The sequence below is a fragment of the Streptomyces sp. NPDC054849 genome (assembly GCF_053610945.1).
The window spans coordinates 1-16,947 of the sequence record NZ_JBSGZI010000139.1 but is presented as its reverse complement, the minus strand read 5'-3'; the positions used below and the strand labels follow the sequence as shown (position 1 = coordinate 16,947).

Below are 16,947 nucleotides of genomic sequence, written 5' to 3'. Positions count from 1 at the left end.
GTCTTCGATGACGTGGGCGACGTCGAAGACGGGTGGGGCGGCGGAGCAGAGCAGGTAGAGAGTCCTGGTGGTCATGCCGCCATATGATCATATCGATTGATCTCGACCAAGGTTGAGGGAGCCCTGGCCCTGGGTGGGCAGGACCGTGGCTGCTGCTGCCGACGGTCGCCGTCGGACGAGCCGTGCGATCCCGTCCGCAGGAGCGGGAGGGGCGGGAGGGACAGGAGTGGGCAGGAGGGAGCCGGTCTTCAAGGCGGTTACCCGCCGAAGGGAAGCCGCATTCCTGGGGTATCCGGCCAACTTGCGCGTGCGCCCCTGCACGCCCCCCGCAGTGACGTTCCATCTCCCGTGTACGGGGGCAGCCGCCTGGTGCTGCTGGTTCGTCCACCGAGGAGAGCACAAGATGACGAAGGTCCTGGTCCTGCACAGCGTCAGCCTGGTCCGGTCCGCCCTGGCCGCACTGCTGAGATCGGAAGGGCCCTTCGAGGTCACATCGGCGGGCTGGCGGACCGCGGCGCGCCAGGCCGAGTCCTTACGGCCAGATGTGACGGTCGTCGACCTCGACTGTCCGGGGACGACGGCGGTCCTGGCCGACAGCGGGCGCGCGGACCGTCAGGTCCTCGCCTCCCCCTCTCCGGTGCTGGTGCTCGCATCGACCGGCGCCCCCGGCTCGCTGCACCGGGCCTTCCGGGCTGAGGCCCGCGGCTACGTCGACAAGGACGGCTCACCCGGGCGGCTCGTACGGGCCGTCCGGCGGGTCGCCGCTGGGGAACGGTTCATCGATGCCTCGCTGGCCTCGGCCTTCATGGAGACGGACCCCGTACCGCTGAGTCCGCGGGAACTCAGCGTCCTCGCGCGGGCCGCGGAGGGCGATTCCATCGCGGAGATAGCCCGCACACTGCACCTGGCGAGCGGGACGGTACGCAACTACATGGCCGCGGCGACCCGCAAGACGGGCGCGCGCAATCTCATCGACGCGATCCGGATCTCCCGGCGGGCGGGCTGGGTCTGATCCGCGGATGGTCTGATCCGCGGATGGTCTGATCCACGGATGGGCGGATAGGCGGATGGGCGGATGGGCCGATGGACGGACGGACGGGCCGGCCGCGTCATCCGTCCGTCGTCCCGTTCCACTTCCCCACCAGATCCCGGTACAGGGGCGACCTGGCCGGGAGTTCCGCATGGGTGCCGCACACGGCGCGAGTCCCGTCCAAGACGAGGACCCGGTCGGCGCGGGCCGCGGACGAGACGCGGTGGGCCACGACGACGAGGGTGCCGGGCCGGTCCGCAAGGGCTCGTTCGGCACGGTCCTCCGTGCTCGGGTCCAGGTGACAGGTGGCCTCGTCGAGCAGCAGAAGCGGTGCCGGCGAGAGGTAGGCGGCGGCGAGCGCGAGGTGCTGGCTCTCGCCGCGGGACAACGACCGGGGTGACACCTCGGCATCCAGGCCGCCCAGCCGTTCCACCAGGCCGTCCAGTCCCAGGGCGCTGATGGCGCGCCACACCCGGGCATCCCCGGACCCGGGGTCCCCCGGCTCCGGGGACAGGTGGGTCAGGTTCTCGCGCACGGTGCCGGTGAACACGTACGCCTGCTGGGGCAGCAGGGTTCGCCGCGGGTCCGGGCCTGTGGCATCCGGGTCCCGGCGGGCGGCCGCGCCCGCGACGAGTACCGTGCCCGCGTCGGGTGACAGCAGCCCGGCGAGCAGCGCGGTGAGCGTGGACTTGCCGATGCCGCTCGGCCCGACGACGGCCAGGTGCTCGCCCGGCCGCACCACCAGGTCGAGGGCGTCGAGCACGGGCGTCGCGCCGTGGCCGTAGGCGAAGGTGACGCCCCGGAGCTCCGCCGCCGCCGCCGCGGCGGCGCCGGTCGGCCGTCCGGCGCGGACGGGCCCCTGCGGCTTCGTCGCCGGGCAGGCGCCGCGGGCCGGCGGCAAGGGGGCGCAGAAGCGTTCGAGGACCACCAGCAAACGGGTTCCGGCCGCACCCAATGCCGTCATCAGGGAGTTGAGCGCCGGCAGCAAGGCCTGCACCACGTACATCAGGCCGCCGGCCAGCGCACCGGCGGTGATCCCGTGGCCGAGCAGCCAAGGTGTCGCGGCGAGCAGTGCGATCACCGGAAGCCGGCCCGCGGTACCCAACGCCAGGGTCCGCAGGGCCGCCCAGCGCGCGAGCGTGCGCGCCAGCCGCTCCTGGTCGGCGATCAGGGGCATCACGCGGGCCTGCGCCGCCGTCTGTCCACCGCAGGCGGCGATGTCACGCAGTCCCTCCGCCAGCGCCCCCACCCGGTCGGACAGCGCCTCGTCGGTGTCCAGGTACCGGCGTTGCACGGACGCCATCGGTCGGAGTGTCGCCATGAAGGCCGCCACGCCCAGCAGCAGGGGCGGCAGCACGATCAGCAGCAGGACCGGAGCCAGGGCTGCCATGCCCGCGAAGGCGCCCACGGCGGTGAACACGAACGAACGCACCGTCAGGACCAGCCCCGCGAAGGAGTCCCGGGCCATCTCCGTCTGCTGGGTCAGCCGGGACACCGCGCCCGCGTCGGGAACCCGCGCCGGGTCGGCGACCGCGCGATCCAGCGCCTGCCGCACCGCCCGCCGCACCAGTCCGTCCCGCAGCGGCTCCACGAGATCCGCGAGCCCGGCGAACACACCGCGCAGCGCGAACCCGCCGAGCAGTGCTCCCGCTCCGGCCGCGGCCAGCCAGGCCAGTCCGGTGGCGGTGCGGCCGGCGAGGAAGCCGTCGTCGAGGGCGCGGGCCACGCCGTAGCCGCCGAGGAACGTGTGCGCGGACTCCAGGAGCGACCATGCCGCCAGGCGCCCCAGAGCGCCCGTGCGACCCCGCAGGTACCGCCGGCCCTCGGGGGCCACCCGGCGCCAGGTCTCGGCTTCGGTCACCGCCCCGCCTCCTGCTTCGTCGGGGGCGTGGGGCGATCGTCCGCTTCCGAGCCCGCGGCCGCCCTCCTCGTCGCCTCCGTCGCCGCTTCCCCTTCGGTTCCCGTCCGCGCGGCGGCGGCGAACACCGATCGGTAGGCGGGGTCGCTCCGCCACAGCTCGGCGTGGGTGCCGACCGCCCTCATCCGTCCCTCCTCGAGCCATACGACGAGGTCGGCGCGGGCGGCGGACGAGAGGCGGTGCGCGACCACGATCCGGGTGCCGGGCCGGACCTCGTGGGCGAGCGCCCGCTCGACCTCACGGGCGGTGACGGTGTCGAGGCTGGAGGTGGCGTCATCCAAGATGAGGAGCCGGCCCGCATGGCAGAACGCCCGTGCCAGCCCCAGACGTTGGGCCTCCCCGCCGGACAACGGCGCGTCGCCGAGGCGGGTGCCGTACCCGTCGGGCAGGCGCCGTACGAACAAGTCGGCGCCCGCGGCACGGGCCGCGGCCCGGACCGCTTGCGGGCCGGGGTAGGGGCCGGCTCCGAAGCCGATCGCATCGCCGACCGTGTCCCCGAGCAGCACAGGCCTGTCGAAGGCGTACCCGACCTCGCGGCGCAGTGCTTCCGCTGTCACCTCCGGCAGTGGTACGCCGTCCAGCAGCACCTGGCCCGCGTCGGGGTCGGTGAGCCGGCCGGCCACTGCGGCGAACAGCGACTTGCCTGCGCCCGACCGGCCCACCACCGCCACGGTGGTGCCGCCGGGAATGACCAGGCTGATGTCGTGCAGGACCGTGGATCCACCGCGCACGACCCGGACATCGCGCAGTTCCAGGGTGCCGGAGCCGCCTTCCGGCAGCTCGGCCCGGCCGTGGCCGAGCGGGGGCAGGTCCAGCAGGGCGGCGGTCCGCCGGGCGGCGGACCGGCCGCGGAGGACGGCCGTCAGCCCGCCGGTCACGGAGCCGACTCCGGCCGCCAGGCCCGCGTACCGTAGGGCGGCGAGGAGTTCGCCGGTCCCGATGGCCCCGGCCGACAGGCGGATGCCGCCGACCGCGAGGACCGCGTACAGGAGCAGCGGCATGAGGGCCGCGGACCGGGCCGTCGTACCACCGAACACCTGCCACATGCGCCTGCCCTCGGCGCTGAGCTCGGGCAACTGCGCGAGGATGCGCCCGCGTTCACGGTCCGCGGTTCCCGCGGCGGCGATCGTGCGGGCGCCGGACAGTGCCTCCACGAGGCGTCCGGCGGTGGCGAGCTGCACCTGCTGGTAGCGGGTGACGCTGGTGAAGGTGTCGCGGGTGAAGGACCGCAGCAGGAGCACCAGCAGCGGAAGGCCCACGAGGAAGGTGAGCGCCGTCCACAGATCGATGAGGAACAGTGCGGCCACCGCGCCGAGCGGCGGCAGGAGTGCGGCGGCGGCGTGGGCGACGGCGGCCGGGACCTTCCCCGCCTCGGTGGCGTGTGCGGTCAGCCGCGCGGAGGTTTCGCCCGGTGCGTACGGGGTCGCGTGGTGTGGGGCGGTCCACAGCAGCCGGGCGAGTGCGAGCCTGCGCAGGCGGGCGGTGGAGCGGCCGTCCACCTCACCGGTCAGCCGTGCGGCTGCGGCGTCCAGCGCGACTTCGGCCGCGATGACCACGGCGCACAGCAGCGTCCAGACGGGGCCCGACGGGTCGCGGCGGAGCAGCAGGTCGAGGGTGTGGCCGAGGACGGCGGGTTCGGCGAGTGCCGCCACGGCGGCCGTCACCGCGCATCCGAGGACCGCGGCGGTGCGCCCACCACTGTGCCGGGCCGCTTCCACGAGGGCCCGGTCGGCGCTGCGCGCCAGGGCGGGCGCCGGCGCCCGCGCCGTGTCGACCGCCGCGTCAGGGGGGCTCATCCGCGGACGCCTCCAGTGATGTGGTGCGGGCCCGGGCGGCGAACCGCCCGGGCCCGAGGTGAGCCGATCAGTTACAGGTCGTGATGCTCAGGCTGCTGTCACCGCACAGGAGCAGGCTGGCCCGGCTGCCGCCACCCGTCATCGCGACCTCGGTGGTCTCTTCCTTCGGGGTCTCCATCGACTGCAGGTCAAGAAGCGTCATGTCAGATTCCTCTTCTTCTCTCGAGTGGTGCGATGGGTCACGGCCCCGGATGGGACCGGCTGGTGGGCCGCGGCGCTGTCGCGCAGCGGCGGAAGGAACGGCAGGTGCGCGCGCCCGCCGGGCGCCGCGCTGCCGAGGGCGAGGAGAGCGCCGGCCGTGCCCGTGGTGAGGTCCATGGACAGCCGCATCATCTGCTCGCCGGGGAAGGCCAGATGCCCCTGGTACGGCACGGCGTGCCGGGCCAGTGCGTCGATCTGGCGGGCTATGGCTTCGGGGCCGGTGCCAGGACCCGGCGTGGTGGTCCGGGCCAGGTGGAGGATCATGCCGGCGGCGCCGCGCATCAGCCCGGGCTGGGCGTAGAAGGTCGCCTGCGCCGCCCGGACGATCTCGCGCCGGGCCTGTTCGAAGCGCTCGTCCGGACCGTGCTCCAGCCAGTCGTCGAGCACCATGCCGATGCCGACGCTGCCCTCACCGAGGTACGGCATCGTGCGCCAGCCCTCGTTCACCTGGAGGGTGCCGTACGCGCTGGTGACGCAGCGGTCGAGGTCGCAGTGGAGCGCGTGGGCGGCCTGGATCAGCAGTTCCTTGTCGCCCGTGCGCTCGTACAGCCGCACGAGCAGCAGGGCCGGACCGGAGTTTCCGTACAGCAGACCCGCGCGGGCGGGGCGCCGCTCCGGGCGGGCGATCAGTTCGGCGCAGCGCAGGGCCGCGGTGTGCAGCTCGCTCTCGCCGCTCGCGGTGCCGAGCGCGTCCAGGGCGAGGCCGATGCCGGCGAGCCCGCTGTGCAGGTCGGGGCCCGCGCTCTCCCAGGGCTGGTGCAGCAGTTGATCGGCGAGGGCAAGGGCGCGGTCCTGGTGTCCGAGCCGGTGCAGCGTCCAGGCCGTCCCGGCGAGGCCGTCGTAGAAGCCGAGCGGAGTGCCGGAGACCGGTTCCGCGGTCCGGTCGAGCAGCCATTGCTCGGCCTCGGGCCAGGGTCCGGCGCCGGTCTCGGCGAGCGCGTGGAGCACCCCGGCGATCCCGTTGCCGAAGCCGACGCCTCCGCCGGCGGTCGCGAACTGGGCGATGTCGCCCGGGAGGAAGCGGTCCTCCCGGTCCGGGGTGGCGCTCGCGCGCAGCGCCGCGGTCATCGACGTACGGGCGGCCGGCCATTGCCGTGGCTCGACGGGCAGGTACGGCCGGGCCGGCGAGGACAGGCCGCCGCCCGGTTCGCCCTGCGGAACGCCCGACAGGATCTCCTCGACGGCCTCGTCGAGGAACCGGCGCGGTACGGGGAACTGCTCGGCGGCGACGTCGGCCAGGTGCGCGGCCTTGGCGCGGTCCAGGACGAGCAGACTGGTCAAGGGGAGGAACAGCGCGAGCCGCAGGCAGGCGAGGGCGTAGCGGTCGACGGCGAATCCGCGCCGCTCGGCCGGGGCGACGAAGGCGGGGTTGGCCACGGTCTGCCGCAGCCCCTCGTCGACGTGCGCCGCCGCCTCGAAGTCCAGCAGCGAGACGGAGGGCTCGCCCGTCTCGTCCTCCGCCACCATGATGTTGAAGAGGTGAAGGTCGTTGAAGACCACCCCGCGGGCGTGGACGGCGTCGACGGCCTCCGTCACCCGCTGATGGATCTTCAGCGCCCATGCGGTGTACGAGGCGAGCTCCGCCGGGGCGGGGTCCGCCTCGATGAGCGGGTGGCGCCGGGCGAAGTAGGTGTTGAGCGGTTTGCCGGCGAGGTGCTCCAGCACCAGGAAGTGATGGTCGCCGACCGTGAAGGCGCCGCGGACCGCCGGTACGCAGTCCAGGCCCGCAAGTCGTTCCAGCGCGGCCTGTTCGCGGTGCAGCCGGGTCACGGCGTCGGCGCCGTCGGCGGCGAGGCCGGCGTGCGGCCGGGCCTCCTTCAGGACCACGGCGGCGCCGCTGCGGCCGTCCTTGCCGAGGTAGACGCCGCCGCCGTTGGAGAAGTGCAGGGCCCGCTCCACCGTGAAGGGGAGGCCGGTCAGGGTGACGGCGGAGCGCGCCGCGAGGTGCGGCTTCACGAAGTCGGGCAGTTCGAGCCACTCGGGCGGCTGGAAGACCGGTCCGCGCCGGTCCGGTACGAGCCGGCCGTCGGGCGTCTCGATCGCCGGGACCAGCTCGCCGTGCTCCCCGTAGCAGTGCCGCAGGGTGAAGCTGCCGTAGCGCAGGTGGACCGGTCCGGCGCCCCAGCGCAGATCGCTGAGGATGTACGGGCCGGACGCCCCCGCCAGCGCCGCGTCGAGGTCCTCCGCGATCCGGCGGCACTGCTGCTCGTCGGCCGGATACACCGTGATGAACTTCCCGCTCGCCGCGCGGTCGGCGTACTTGGCGTTGCGCAGGTGCAGCAGGTAGCGGCTCGGTATGAACTTGAAGGCGATGCTCCGGACGGTGCAGTACTCGTACACCGTCGTCAGCACCGACTCGGCGTTGTCGAGCGTGGCCGAGACATGGATCTTCCAGCCCTGCGCAGGCAGTTCGGCGCCGACGGGACGCAGCGCGAGCCAGTCCCCGCTGCGGTGCGAGCGCCACCCCGCCGGGACGGCGGCGAGGGCGGCCGGGTAGCTCTCGCCGGCCCGCCGGTACGGCGCGTCGTAGAACCAGCGGTCGGCGTCGCAGAAGGCGGCGTACCCCTTGTTCACACCTGCTCCCTCGGTCGATGTCAGTCCCGACCGTGTCACGCCCGGCGGACGCGGCGACAGTCACGGTTGTCATCGATGGGGTGTGCAGTACTCACGAGTCACGAAGCCCGGGGGTACCACCGGTGGCCGCGGCGCGGGTGTACGGCGCGCCCCCGGTCGCCGGCTGATCAGCAGGTCTCCGAGGAGTGCTCCGGCCGTGTCGGGACACCGACGGCGCGGGTGGGCGGATGTGCGGACCTCACGGGCGCATGGGGGCGGGCCCGCAGGGCACGCGCACGGCGTGACCGACATCCCCCGCACCGCCGCATCACGCCGAGGCGGTCCTCCCGCCACCGCCACCGCCCTCGCGGCGCGCACCCGCGCCGAGTTGCGGGGTACGGCCGTCCGCGTCTGGACGGACAATCTCGCCGACCACGCGGCCGCGCTCACCTACTACGCCCTGCTGGCGCTGCTGCCCGCCCTCGTCATCGCCGTCTCCCTGGTGGGGCTGCTGGGCGGGGCGGCGAGGGACCGGCTGATCACCGACCTCACCGCGTACGCACCCCCGCAATCGGCGCAGCTGCTCCGTGACGCGCTCGGTGGCCTCTCGACGGAACACTCGTCGATGTGGGCTCTGCTGCTCAGCGGCGTGGTGAGCGCACTGTGGTCGGCGTGCAGTTACCTCGCGGTGTTCCGCCGCGCCCTGCACACGATGCACCGGGTGCCCGATACGCGGCGGCCACTGCGCGCGGCCCACACGCTGCTGATCAACGCCGTGCTGCTGTTGACCCTCCTCATCGTCGGCGCCGCGGGGCTGGTCGTGTCCGGGCCGCCGGCCCGATGGGTCGCACGCGCCGCCGGAGGAGGCCCGGACACCATCGCGCTCCTGCGCTGGCCCGTGCTGCTGGTGGTCGTCACCCTCCTGGTGCTGGTCCTCTTCCGTACCGGCCCGGCCCAGAGCCGGGGCACCCGCCAGGGCCTGGCCGGCGGGGTACTGGCGGCCCTGCTCTGGCTGGCCGCCTCAGCGCTCTTCACGCTCTACACGGAGCTGGACACGTACGGCCGCCTCTACGGCTCGCTGGCCGGCGTCGTGGTCTTCGTCGTATGGCTCTGGTTCGCCAATCTGGCTCTGCTCACCGGAGCCCAGTTCAACGCCGAACGGGCACGGCACCCGGCGGCCCGGCCGCGGGCCTGAGCGTCGGCGGCCGCGGGTGCCGCCACGCCGGGCTCGGCCGGGCCGCCCTGGACGACGTCCTTACCTCGCACGCCGCGCTCGCCGCGCCCGCCGGGCGAGCAGCGCGGCGGCCAGTACGCCCGCCACCGTGGTCAACGCGGTGCGGTTGGCCCGCGCCAGGGCCGCGGCCCGACCGGCCTTCGCCCGCGCGGAGTCGAACTTCTTGTCCCCGGCGAGGCGTCCGGCGCGGGCAGCCGTCTCGCGGACGCGTGTTGCCGTGCGGACCGCCCCGGCGAGAATCGGATCCGGCGTCTTGTCCTCCACGAGACGCCCGACGTGCACAGCCGTATCCCTCAGCCGGCCGGTGGCCCATGCGGCCTGCCGACGGAGCTCGGTCGCGGTCGGGATGGAGTAGTTGTCGCCATGCGATGTCATCGTCATCGGGGTGCCCTCTCCTTCAAGCTCTCCGTGTTCGGGTGGTGTGCTGCGCGGGTACCCGGTAACGGGCGGATCACGCGTGCGGAGGGCCGGGACACCGGGGCCGTCGTCGAACCGGCCCAGCCGGTCAGCCCTCTCGGCCCGGAAGGATCTCCCTGACCTTGGCGAGGGCGAATCCCCACCCCTGACCCACCGTCGGCTTCCCGGGGACCGCCACCTCCTCGGGGTTGGTCAGGACGTCCAGCAGGACGGGGCCCGGAGTCTCGAACGCCCTCCGCACGCCGTCGTGGAGGTCGGCCGGGTCGCTGACCCGGATGCCCGTGAGCCCCAGGGCGGTGGCGACCGCGGCGAAGTCGGGGTTGTCGAGATCCGTGCCGAACTCGGGCAGGCCGGCCTGTTCCTGTTCGAGTTTGACCATGCCCAGACGGCGGTTGTCGAAGACGACGATCTTCACCGGCAGTTGGTACGCCCTGATGGTCATGAGGTCGCCCAACAGCATGCTCAGGCCGCCGTCACCGCAGAGCGCGACGATCTGACGGTCCGGCGCCCAGAGCTGGGCCCCGAGGGCCTGGGGCATTGCATTGGCCATGGATCCGAGGTTGTACGAACCGATCAGGCGTCGACCGCCGCGCATGGTGACGAAGCGGGAGAGCCAGACGGTGGCCATCCCGGTGTCGGAGGTGAAGACGGCGTCCTCGGCGGCGTACGCGTCCACCGCGGCGGCCAGGGCTTCGGGCCGTATGGCATGGTCCCTGTTGTCCAGGGCCGCCCGCAGCCTGCCGGTCAGACGGTGCTCGTGAGCCGGATCGGCCAGGCGCTGCTGTCCTTCCCGCCACTGCGCGAACCGATCCCGGGCGTCCACCAGGTGGGCACGGTCCGGCGCCTTCTCCAGCAGCGGCAGCAGGGCCCGCAGCGTCGCCCCCACGTCCCCGGCCAGACCCACGTCCACGGGCACCCGCCGGCCCAGGTGCTCCTCGCGGGAGTCGACCTGGACGACCTTGCAGCCCTTCGGGTACCAGTCGCGGTAGGGGAAGTCGGTGCCCAGCATGAGCAGGACGTCGCCGCGGTCGAGCGCGTGCGCGGCGGCGGGGTTGCCGATCAGGCCGGTCTGGCCCACCTGGTAGGCGTTGTCGCCCTCGAATCCCTCCTTCGCCTTCAGGGTGAGCACCATGGGGGCGCCGAGCTGCTCTGCGGTACGGAGTACTTCGGTACGCGCCTCGCGGGCTCCCCGACCGACCAGCAGGGTGACCCGCGAGGCGGTGTTCAGGAGGTCGGCGGCGTCGGCGAGGGCCGGGTCGTCCGGCCGGGTGACGGCGCGGTCGAGGGCGAACCGGGCGGGCCGGTCCTCGCCGAGTTCCCGGTCGCCCAGGTCTGCGGGCACGGTGAGCACCGCCACTCCGCCTTGGCCGACCGCCGCGCGGACCGCGGATTCCAGCATCCGGGGCATCTGGTCCGGGGAGGTGACGGTGGCACGGTAGACGGCCACGTCACGGAAGAGCAGATCGTTGTCCACTTCCTGGAAGTAGTCGCTGCCGATCTCGGCGAGCGGGACCTGGCCGCAGACGGCGAGCACAGGGGCACGGCTCTTGGCCGCGTCGTACAGCCCGTTGAGGAGGTGCACGGAGCCCGGTCCCACCGTACCCATGCACACGCCGAGGACGCCCGAGAGCTGGGACTGCGCTCCGGCGGCGAAGGCCGCGGCCTCCTCGTGCCGGCAGCCGACCCAGTCCAGGCCGTCCGTGGTGCGGATCGCGTCGGTCAGGGGGTTCAAGGCGTCTCCGACGACTCCGAAGACGTGCTTGACGCCCAGGTCTTGGAGTGCGTCGACGATGACGTGGGCGACGGTTCGTGACACAGGAATGCCTTTCGGTGAGGTACGGCCCCTTCGGCGCGGCCGCGGGCGCGCCCGCGGGTGCGAGTCCGAGTCCGAGTGCGAGTACGGGTGCCCATGCGAAAGCAGGTGCGTGCGCGCATACCGGGTTCAGTGGGTGAAGCGGTCCGGGTCGGCCGCCTCCCAATCGGATGCCCAGTCGGCGGGCGCCGATGCGAGGAGCTGCCCCGGGGTGAGCCACGTGTGGAGTTCGGCGTACGAGCGGACGGTGTGCGGGTCCACCCGCTGGAGCAGCATGGAGGGTCGCAGCCCGCGCGGGTCGTCGACCCCCATCGAGGCCATGATCTGGAGGGCGCTCTTGACCGTGGCCTGCTGATAGCGCCGTACACGCTGCGACTTGGCGGGGACGTCGACGGCCCGGGCGCGCCGCTCGTCCTGCGTGGCGACCCCGACGGGGCAGGTGTTGGTGTGGCAGCGCTGGGCCTGGATGCAGCCGACGGCGAACATCATGGCGCGGCCGGCATTGGTGTAGTCGGCTCCCTGGAGCAGCCGTTTGACGAGGTCGCTGCCGGTGGCGATTTTGCCGCTGGCTCCGATCCGGATCCGGTCGCGCAGCCCGACGCCCACGAGGGCGTTGTGCACGGCCATCAGCCCCTCTCCGAGCGGCAGGCCGAGGTTGTCCACGAACTCCAGCGGCGCCGCGCCCGTCCCGCCCTCCGCCCCGTCGACGACGATGAAGTCCGGCGTGCTGCCCTCATCCAGCATGGCCTTGCACACGGCGAGGAACTCGCGGCGCGAACCGACGCACAATTTGAATCCGACGGGCTTTCCGCCGGCGAGCTCGCGCATCCGGGCCAGGAAGCGCACCAGCTCGCGCGGTGTGGAGTACACCCGGTGGAAGGGCGGCGAGATGACGGTCTCGCCTTGCGGGACGCCACGGACCTTCGCGATCTCCGCATTCACCTTGGCACCCGGCAGCACGCCCCCCATACCGGGCTTGGCGCCCTGGCTGATCTTCAACGACACGCACTTGACCTGCTCGTGGGAGGCCTTCTCGGCGAACTTCCGTTCGTCGAAGTCGCCGTCGTCCGTCCTGCAGCCGAAGTATCCGGTGCCGATCTCCCACACGAGGTCCCCGCCGGGGCGCAGGTGGTACTGCGACAGTCCGCCCTCGCCGGTGTCGTGGGCGAAGCCACCCAGCCGGGCACCGGTGTTGAGGGCGAGTACGGCTCGGGCCGACAGCGAGCCGAAGCTCATCGCCGACACGTTCAGCAGGCCCATGTCGTAGGGCCGGGTGCAGTCGGGTCCGCCGATCCGGACCCGGGGCGGGGTGGTGTGTACCGGGCGAGGGGCCATCGAGGGGGTGAGGTATTCGCTGCCGGCCCGGTAGAGGTCGAGCTCGGTGCCGAACGGCTCCTCCGCGTCGGTGCCCTTGGCGCGCGCGTAGACGATGCTGCGGGTGTCGCGGTCGAAGGGGCGGCCGTCGAAGTTCCGCTCGATGAAGTACTGCTGGAGCTCCGGCCGCAGCTTCTCCAAGGCGAAGCGGAGGTGTCCGAGCAGCGGGTAGTTCCGCAGGACGGAGTGTCGCCGTTGCACGAGGTCGTGGACGGCCGCCGACGCGAACAGGAGCAGGGGGACGGCCGCGAACGACCACCAGGGCGAGACGAGGACGGTGGCCGCGCATGCGACCACCGCGAGTGAGCCGAGCAGAGCCACCAGCAAGAGTTTCAGCACATCGCACTTGTGTCCCGAAGTCGGGCGGCCAATCGGCCGCCCCCGCCGGTGCCGGTCGCCCAGCCCCCGGGCATGGCGGTGGGCCCGGACTCGTGGAGTCCGGACCCACTGGCTTGTGCCGGTCAGGCGGGCGGGAGGCCGAAGCGGGTGGTGGGGCCGTAGTAGGTGCCCAGTTCCTGCCGGTAGCCCGGGTCGTCGAGGTGCTTGTCCCGGTGGAACTCGGGGGCGTCCTTGATCTGACCCTTGGTCCGGTCCACGAAGACCGTCCGCTCGTCCGGGTCGATGCTGACGACGGTGCTCGCCGGCAGCAGGACCTCCTTGCCGAAGATCCAGACCCCGGTGTCCACGACCAGATAGGCGTCACCGACCTCGTCGGAGTGCTTGTCCACCTTGCCGATACTGCCGTCGGTCGCCTCGACCTTGTAGCCGGTCAGGTCGGTACCGGCCAGGTGGCCCGAGGTCGACTTGTAACTCCACACATGCTCAGTCACGCGGAAACAACTCCTCCGATGGACAGGGGACAGCCGGGGACTCCCGGCCGTCCCTCCTTCGCACGTCGTGCGAGGGGATGCGTTCTCCCGTGAACTCCGCCTGCCCCGCCCCCGGTGGACCATTCGTCCGGACGGAAGGGGTGGTCCGGCGGTGAGGACGAAGGCGAGCGGGCGACAGCTGCGGCCGGCCGCGGGATGACCCGCTTACGCGTTCCCCGCCGAGGCAGCCGTGCCCGCCGGCCACCGGCCTTCGACCGGGAGAGGCCGATATGCAGCGCCACACCGCTGAGCGTTCACATCGACCGCTTGACGCTGGGGAAGCGACGTGGCCTACGGCTCCTGGTTCCGGAGCCTGACCCCAAGGAGGGCGAGTGTGGCGGACCGGAGCCACGCCGCCGCCTCTTCCACCGACATGCGGCGCGCGCCGACCTCGTCGCCCGCCGCATGGCCGACAGCGGTGACTGCGGCCACCAGCCAGGTGGCCGGCGGCGCGGGGTCGAACTCGCCCGACGTCTGACCCCTCTCGATCAGCCGGGTGAGCCGGGCTGCGACGGGCTCATGCCGGGCATGGTCGGGGGCGCCGGCACGGGTGCTTCCGAGCTGGAGAAGCACCGGGTTGCGCTGGAACAGCCGCCAGCCGATGTCCTGTAGCTGCAGCAGCTGGTCCAGGGCGGGACCGTCTTTCTCCTCCGCCTCGTCCATGGCGGCCATGGCCTGGTCCGTGATCCGGTCGGCGACAGCGTCGAGCAGCGTGTCCCGGGTGCCGAAGTGCGCGTACACGGTCTGGCGGGTCACGCCGGCCGCGGCGGCGATGGCGGCCATTCCGGCGTCGGGCCGCTCGGCCAGCAGTCGGGCCGCGGCGTCCAGCACCGCGGCCCTGCTGCGCTCAGCGTCGGCGCGACGGCGAGGCCGTGGTTGCTGCGACGCGTCGCCCAGGGGCTCAAAAGCAGGCAACTCTTACACCCTTGTCAGAAATGAATGGCTCGTTATATCTTACAGGCACGTAAGAGATGACTGCGAGGTGTAGCCCACGCGTGGCGCATGACGCACGAGGCATGGCAGGAGCATGGTGAACCCTCTCCACACGAAACCGCCCAAGCAGTTCGTCGCCGACTTCTTCACGACCTTCACCGACGCCGTGGTCCATGGCTCGGAAGACGCCTCCGACCTCATGTCCAGGTACTACACCCGTGACGTCGTCCAAGTCGCCGACGGCGTAGCGCTCGACTGGGACCGCCTCCTCGCTCATCTGCGACCGGTACGCAAGAACCTGCGCGAGTTCCGGTTCGAGGTGCACGAGGCGTTCGCGGACGGCGGCCGCATCGCCACCCGCTTCACGATCCACGCCCGGATGCGCAAGGGCGGAGCGGTGTCCACGCGAGTGCACATGTTCGCGGAGTTCACTCCCGACGGCCTGCTGCGACGTGCCGAGCAGCTCACGCGGTCCGTCACCCCCACCGGACCGGAGACGGGGGAGTGATGCGCATGCGTGTCCGGCTCGTGCAGGGCCTCGCCCTGCTGTCCACCGGCGCCCTTGCCGGCGCCTTCGGCTACGGAGCGGCCAACCTCGTCCCCACGTTCAACGCCGTACCGCTCGACATGAGGCTGTCCTTCCACGCCCAGTTGATGCAGATGAACGGCATCACCATGCAAGGAGCCATGGGCATGTCGGCGCTCAGCGGCCTCGCGCTGGCCGCCATGACGCGCGGCGCCTCACGGCGGCTGGCCGGCGGGGCCGCACTCCTCGCTGTTGCGTCTTTCCTGATCACCCGTCTCGGCAACGTCCCCATCAACGGCCGTATCAAGCAGTGGGCGGTCACCTCGGCACCCGCCGATCACGCCGAGATCCTGGCTCGCTGGGAGGCGTTCAACTACGCACGCACGGCCGCCGCGTTCGCCGCCTTCGCCCTGCTGATCCTTCTCTCCCTGCACCGAAGCCACTCCGCTCCAGCTCCACACGACTGACCTTAGGCCGGCCCTTGCGCGTTTCCAGTCTCTGCGCCCAACCGCTGACGATCAGCCGCAGCATCGTCCGGGGCAACAAAGCCGTGGCCGAGGCGCCTGACGCCTCATCCGGTGGCATTTTTTCCTCCTCTCGGGTATCGGTGCTGGTCGCATGGGGTGAAAGGAATGCGTGGCTCGTTTCCCGGCACCAGAGGGGAGGCGTTGATGGGTATGTGAGTACCTCAAGCACCGCCCCGATACTGCCCGCCACTCTCGCGCCACTGGCCCCTCCCACCGTGCACGACTCGGGCGCTGACACCGCGCCCGGCGTCATAGTGATCCACTCCTGCACCACCCTCGGCGCCACTCTGATCGTCCGCCTCCGTGGGGAGATCGACCACTTCAGTGCCGCCCCCCTGCGGACGCTCCTGGCCTCCGCGGCCGACCACGGCTGCACCGGGCTTGTGCTGGAGACCTCCCGCGTCACCTTCGCCGACTCCGGCTTCCTGTCCATCCTCGGCTGGTGGCCCCGGCACGAACGCAGACTCAGGCTCGCTAACCCCTCCCGAGCCGTGAAACGGCTCCTGCGCGCGGCCGCCGCAGCAACACAGCAGCCGACGCGAGTTGTCTCGCAGACGGCGGCGGCAACGTCATGATGTTCACACTCCTGACCTGCACCCCCATGCTCGCAGCCGTCCTTCTGCTGCACTGGGAACGCCGTGAGCCGCAGCCCTGCCGCCCCGCCCAGCCACCACTGCGCACACCACGCAGGACCCTGATCCACTGTCCCCTGTCGCCTCCGCTCCTTGGCGCGACGGCGTAGCCCCGGCCAAGGGGTGGGCTCGCGATGGCCGCGGGCCCACCTCTTGGTCCTGCCTCGCCATCGAATGCCGCAGGGCGGACTTCGCCGCCCCGGACCGCCCTGGCCGGCATAGGCAACCAGCAAGGGGAACGGGCTGAGCGCCCGCCGCCAGTCAGCCGAGGCTTCGCCTGCGGTCCCCGGTCTGCTGCGGGGGGATGCTGGACAGTCGGCGCGGAGGGCGCCGGTTCGAGCCGGTCCTGCGTGCCTCCTGGTCACGGGACCGGGCTGCGGCCTGGTCGGATTCCGCAGGTGCCACCGCCGGGGCGAGCGCGATCGCAGCGATGACCACCGTCACCACGACGAGGATGATTCCGATACTCACGGACATGACTCCCGCCTTTCGCCTGGGCTCTTACCTCTTGTAGCTACTCAGCGTTTCCCATGCCAGGCGCGATAAACACGTTGAGTGATGTTTGGGGCGGGTTACTGCGACGACGTCGCCATCCTCAATCGCATCAGCGCAGCCTGCCCCCACGGTTGACCCAGGCACGACCTCCAGCCGCAGCCCACAGGGGAGTTCGATGCCTCCCACTGGTGTGGACCCCACCGCGAACCGGTGCGTTCTGCGGGCCCCTTCCAGGTTGCCGAGGGGCAAGGACGGTGCCCTTGGCGGCGTAATGCCGCCGCCCCGCAGCGTTGTCGTGGTCGGCATCCGTACAGGGGAGCGGAGAAGGGTGACTGTGTGCGAGGAAGCGGTGGAAGTGCCTGTTACAGGGCCTGAACCCATTCGGCGCACAGCCCACGCCGTGGCGTGAATGAACTGCTTATGTGGCTGAAACCTCCTCGCTCGGGCGCCGCAAAGACCATCGCGCGGCCCGTTCCGTGCCGGTCAACTGGGCTTTGACACTTGCCGCTTACAAGCGAGAGTTACGGACATGTCCGCATTGCGCAACACCCATCACAGGTTGTGGCGGC

General features: G+C 72.1%; 15 protein-coding genes. 5 read left to right on the top strand and 10 right to left on the bottom strand.

Features of this window, described 5'->3' with window-relative positions:
- Positions 1 to 403: 403 nt before the first annotated feature.
- Positions 404 to 1,012, top strand: a complete 609-nt coding sequence (locus ACWGIF_RS35320; protein WP_453503663.1) for a response regulator transcription factor — start codon at positions 404 to 406, stop codon at positions 1,010 to 1,012.
- Positions 1,013 to 1,109: 97 nt separating this feature from the next.
- On the opposite strand, the gene ACWGIF_RS35315 is transcribed toward ACWGIF_RS35320, so the two are convergent.
- From ACWGIF_RS35315 to lanKC, 4 genes are all read right to left on the bottom strand, one after another.
- On the bottom strand, positions 1,110 to 2,891 hold the full coding sequence (locus tag ACWGIF_RS35315; RefSeq protein WP_453503661.1) for an ATP-binding cassette domain-containing protein: 1,782 nt from the start codon (positions 2,889 to 2,891) through the stop codon (positions 1,110 to 1,112).
- Complete coding sequence (locus tag ACWGIF_RS35310; protein WP_453503659.1) at positions 2,888 to 4,744, bottom strand: ABC transporter ATP-binding protein; 1,857 nt, start codon at positions 4,742 to 4,744, stop codon at positions 2,888 to 2,890. The genes ACWGIF_RS35315 and ACWGIF_RS35310 overlap by 4 nt, the downstream gene beginning before the upstream one ends.
- 67 nt (positions 4,745 to 4,811) lie before the next feature.
- Positions 4,812 to 4,946 carry a SapB/AmfS family lanthipeptide gene (locus ACWGIF_RS35305; RefSeq protein ID WP_030655136.1) on the bottom strand — a complete coding sequence of 45 codons (135 nt, stop codon included), beginning with the start codon at positions 4,944 to 4,946 and terminating at the stop codon, positions 4,812 to 4,814.
- Positions 4,943 to 7,579, bottom strand: coding sequence for a class III lanthionine synthetase LanKC (gene lanKC, locus ACWGIF_RS35300; protein ID WP_453503657.1), 2,637 nt, complete (start codon positions 7,577 to 7,579; stop codon positions 4,943 to 4,945). The genes ACWGIF_RS35305 and lanKC overlap by 4 nt, the downstream gene beginning before the upstream one ends.
- Positions 7,580 to 7,859: 280 nt before the next feature.
- Between lanKC and ACWGIF_RS35295 the strand changes: the two genes are divergently transcribed.
- Complete coding sequence (locus tag ACWGIF_RS35295) at positions 7,860 to 8,753, top strand: YihY/virulence factor BrkB family protein (RefSeq protein ID WP_453503655.1); 894 nt, start codon at positions 7,860 to 7,862, stop codon at positions 8,751 to 8,753.
- A gap of 60 nt (positions 8,754 to 8,813) precedes the next feature.
- On the opposite strand, the gene ACWGIF_RS35290 is transcribed toward ACWGIF_RS35295, so the two are convergent.
- The 5 genes from ACWGIF_RS35290 to ACWGIF_RS35270 form a co-directional block, all read right to left on the bottom strand.
- On the bottom strand, positions 8,814 to 9,173 hold the full coding sequence (locus tag ACWGIF_RS35290) for a hypothetical protein (RefSeq protein WP_453503654.1): 360 nt from the start codon (positions 9,171 to 9,173) through the stop codon (positions 8,814 to 8,816).
- A 124-nt stretch (positions 9,174 to 9,297) separates the two neighbouring features.
- Positions 9,298 to 11,025: a thiamine pyrophosphate-dependent enzyme gene (locus ACWGIF_RS35285; protein WP_453503652.1), complete on the bottom strand. Its 1,728-nt coding sequence runs from the start codon at positions 11,023 to 11,025 to the stop codon at positions 9,298 to 9,300.
- Between the two features lie 126 nt (positions 11,026 to 11,151).
- The gene (locus ACWGIF_RS35280) at positions 11,152 to 12,732 is read right to left on the bottom strand and encodes an FMN-binding glutamate synthase family protein (RefSeq protein WP_453503664.1); all 1,581 of its coding nucleotides are present in this window, start codon (positions 12,730 to 12,732) and stop codon (positions 11,152 to 11,154) included.
- A 125-nt stretch (positions 12,733 to 12,857) separates the two neighbouring features.
- Positions 12,858 to 13,226 carry a PRC-barrel domain-containing protein gene (locus ACWGIF_RS35275; protein WP_453503650.1) on the bottom strand — a complete coding sequence of 123 codons (369 nt, stop codon included), beginning with the start codon at positions 13,224 to 13,226 and terminating at the stop codon, positions 12,858 to 12,860.
- 330 nt (positions 13,227 to 13,556) lie between these two features.
- Positions 13,557 to 14,096 (bottom strand): TetR/AcrR family transcriptional regulator, encoded by a 540-nt coding sequence (locus tag ACWGIF_RS35270; protein ID WP_453503648.1) that lies wholly within the window; start codon positions 14,094 to 14,096, stop codon positions 13,557 to 13,559.
- 196 nt (positions 14,097 to 14,292) lie between these two features.
- Here ACWGIF_RS35270 and ACWGIF_RS35265 point away from each other — a divergent pair, with 196 nt between their 5' ends.
- From ACWGIF_RS35265 to ACWGIF_RS35255, 3 genes are all read left to right on the top strand, one after another.
- On the top strand, positions 14,293 to 14,706 hold the full coding sequence (locus tag ACWGIF_RS35265; protein ID WP_453503646.1) for a nuclear transport factor 2 family protein: 414 nt from the start codon (positions 14,293 to 14,295) through the stop codon (positions 14,704 to 14,706).
- Positions 14,707 to 14,711: 5 nt separating this feature from the next.
- Complete coding sequence (locus ACWGIF_RS35260; RefSeq protein ID WP_453503644.1) at positions 14,712 to 15,191, top strand: anthrone oxygenase family protein; 480 nt, start codon at positions 14,712 to 14,714, stop codon at positions 15,189 to 15,191.
- Positions 15,192 to 15,403: 212 nt separating this feature from the next.
- Positions 15,404 to 15,826, top strand: coding sequence for an STAS domain-containing protein (locus tag ACWGIF_RS35255; RefSeq protein WP_453503642.1), 423 nt, complete (start codon positions 15,404 to 15,406; stop codon positions 15,824 to 15,826).
- Positions 15,827 to 16,144: 318 nt separating this feature from the next.
- On the opposite strand, the gene ACWGIF_RS35250 is transcribed toward ACWGIF_RS35255, so the two are convergent.
- On the bottom strand, positions 16,145 to 16,354 hold the full coding sequence (locus ACWGIF_RS35250; RefSeq protein WP_453503640.1) for a hypothetical protein: 210 nt from the start codon (positions 16,352 to 16,354) through the stop codon (positions 16,145 to 16,147).
- Between the last annotated feature and the right edge of the window lie 593 nt (positions 16,355 to 16,947).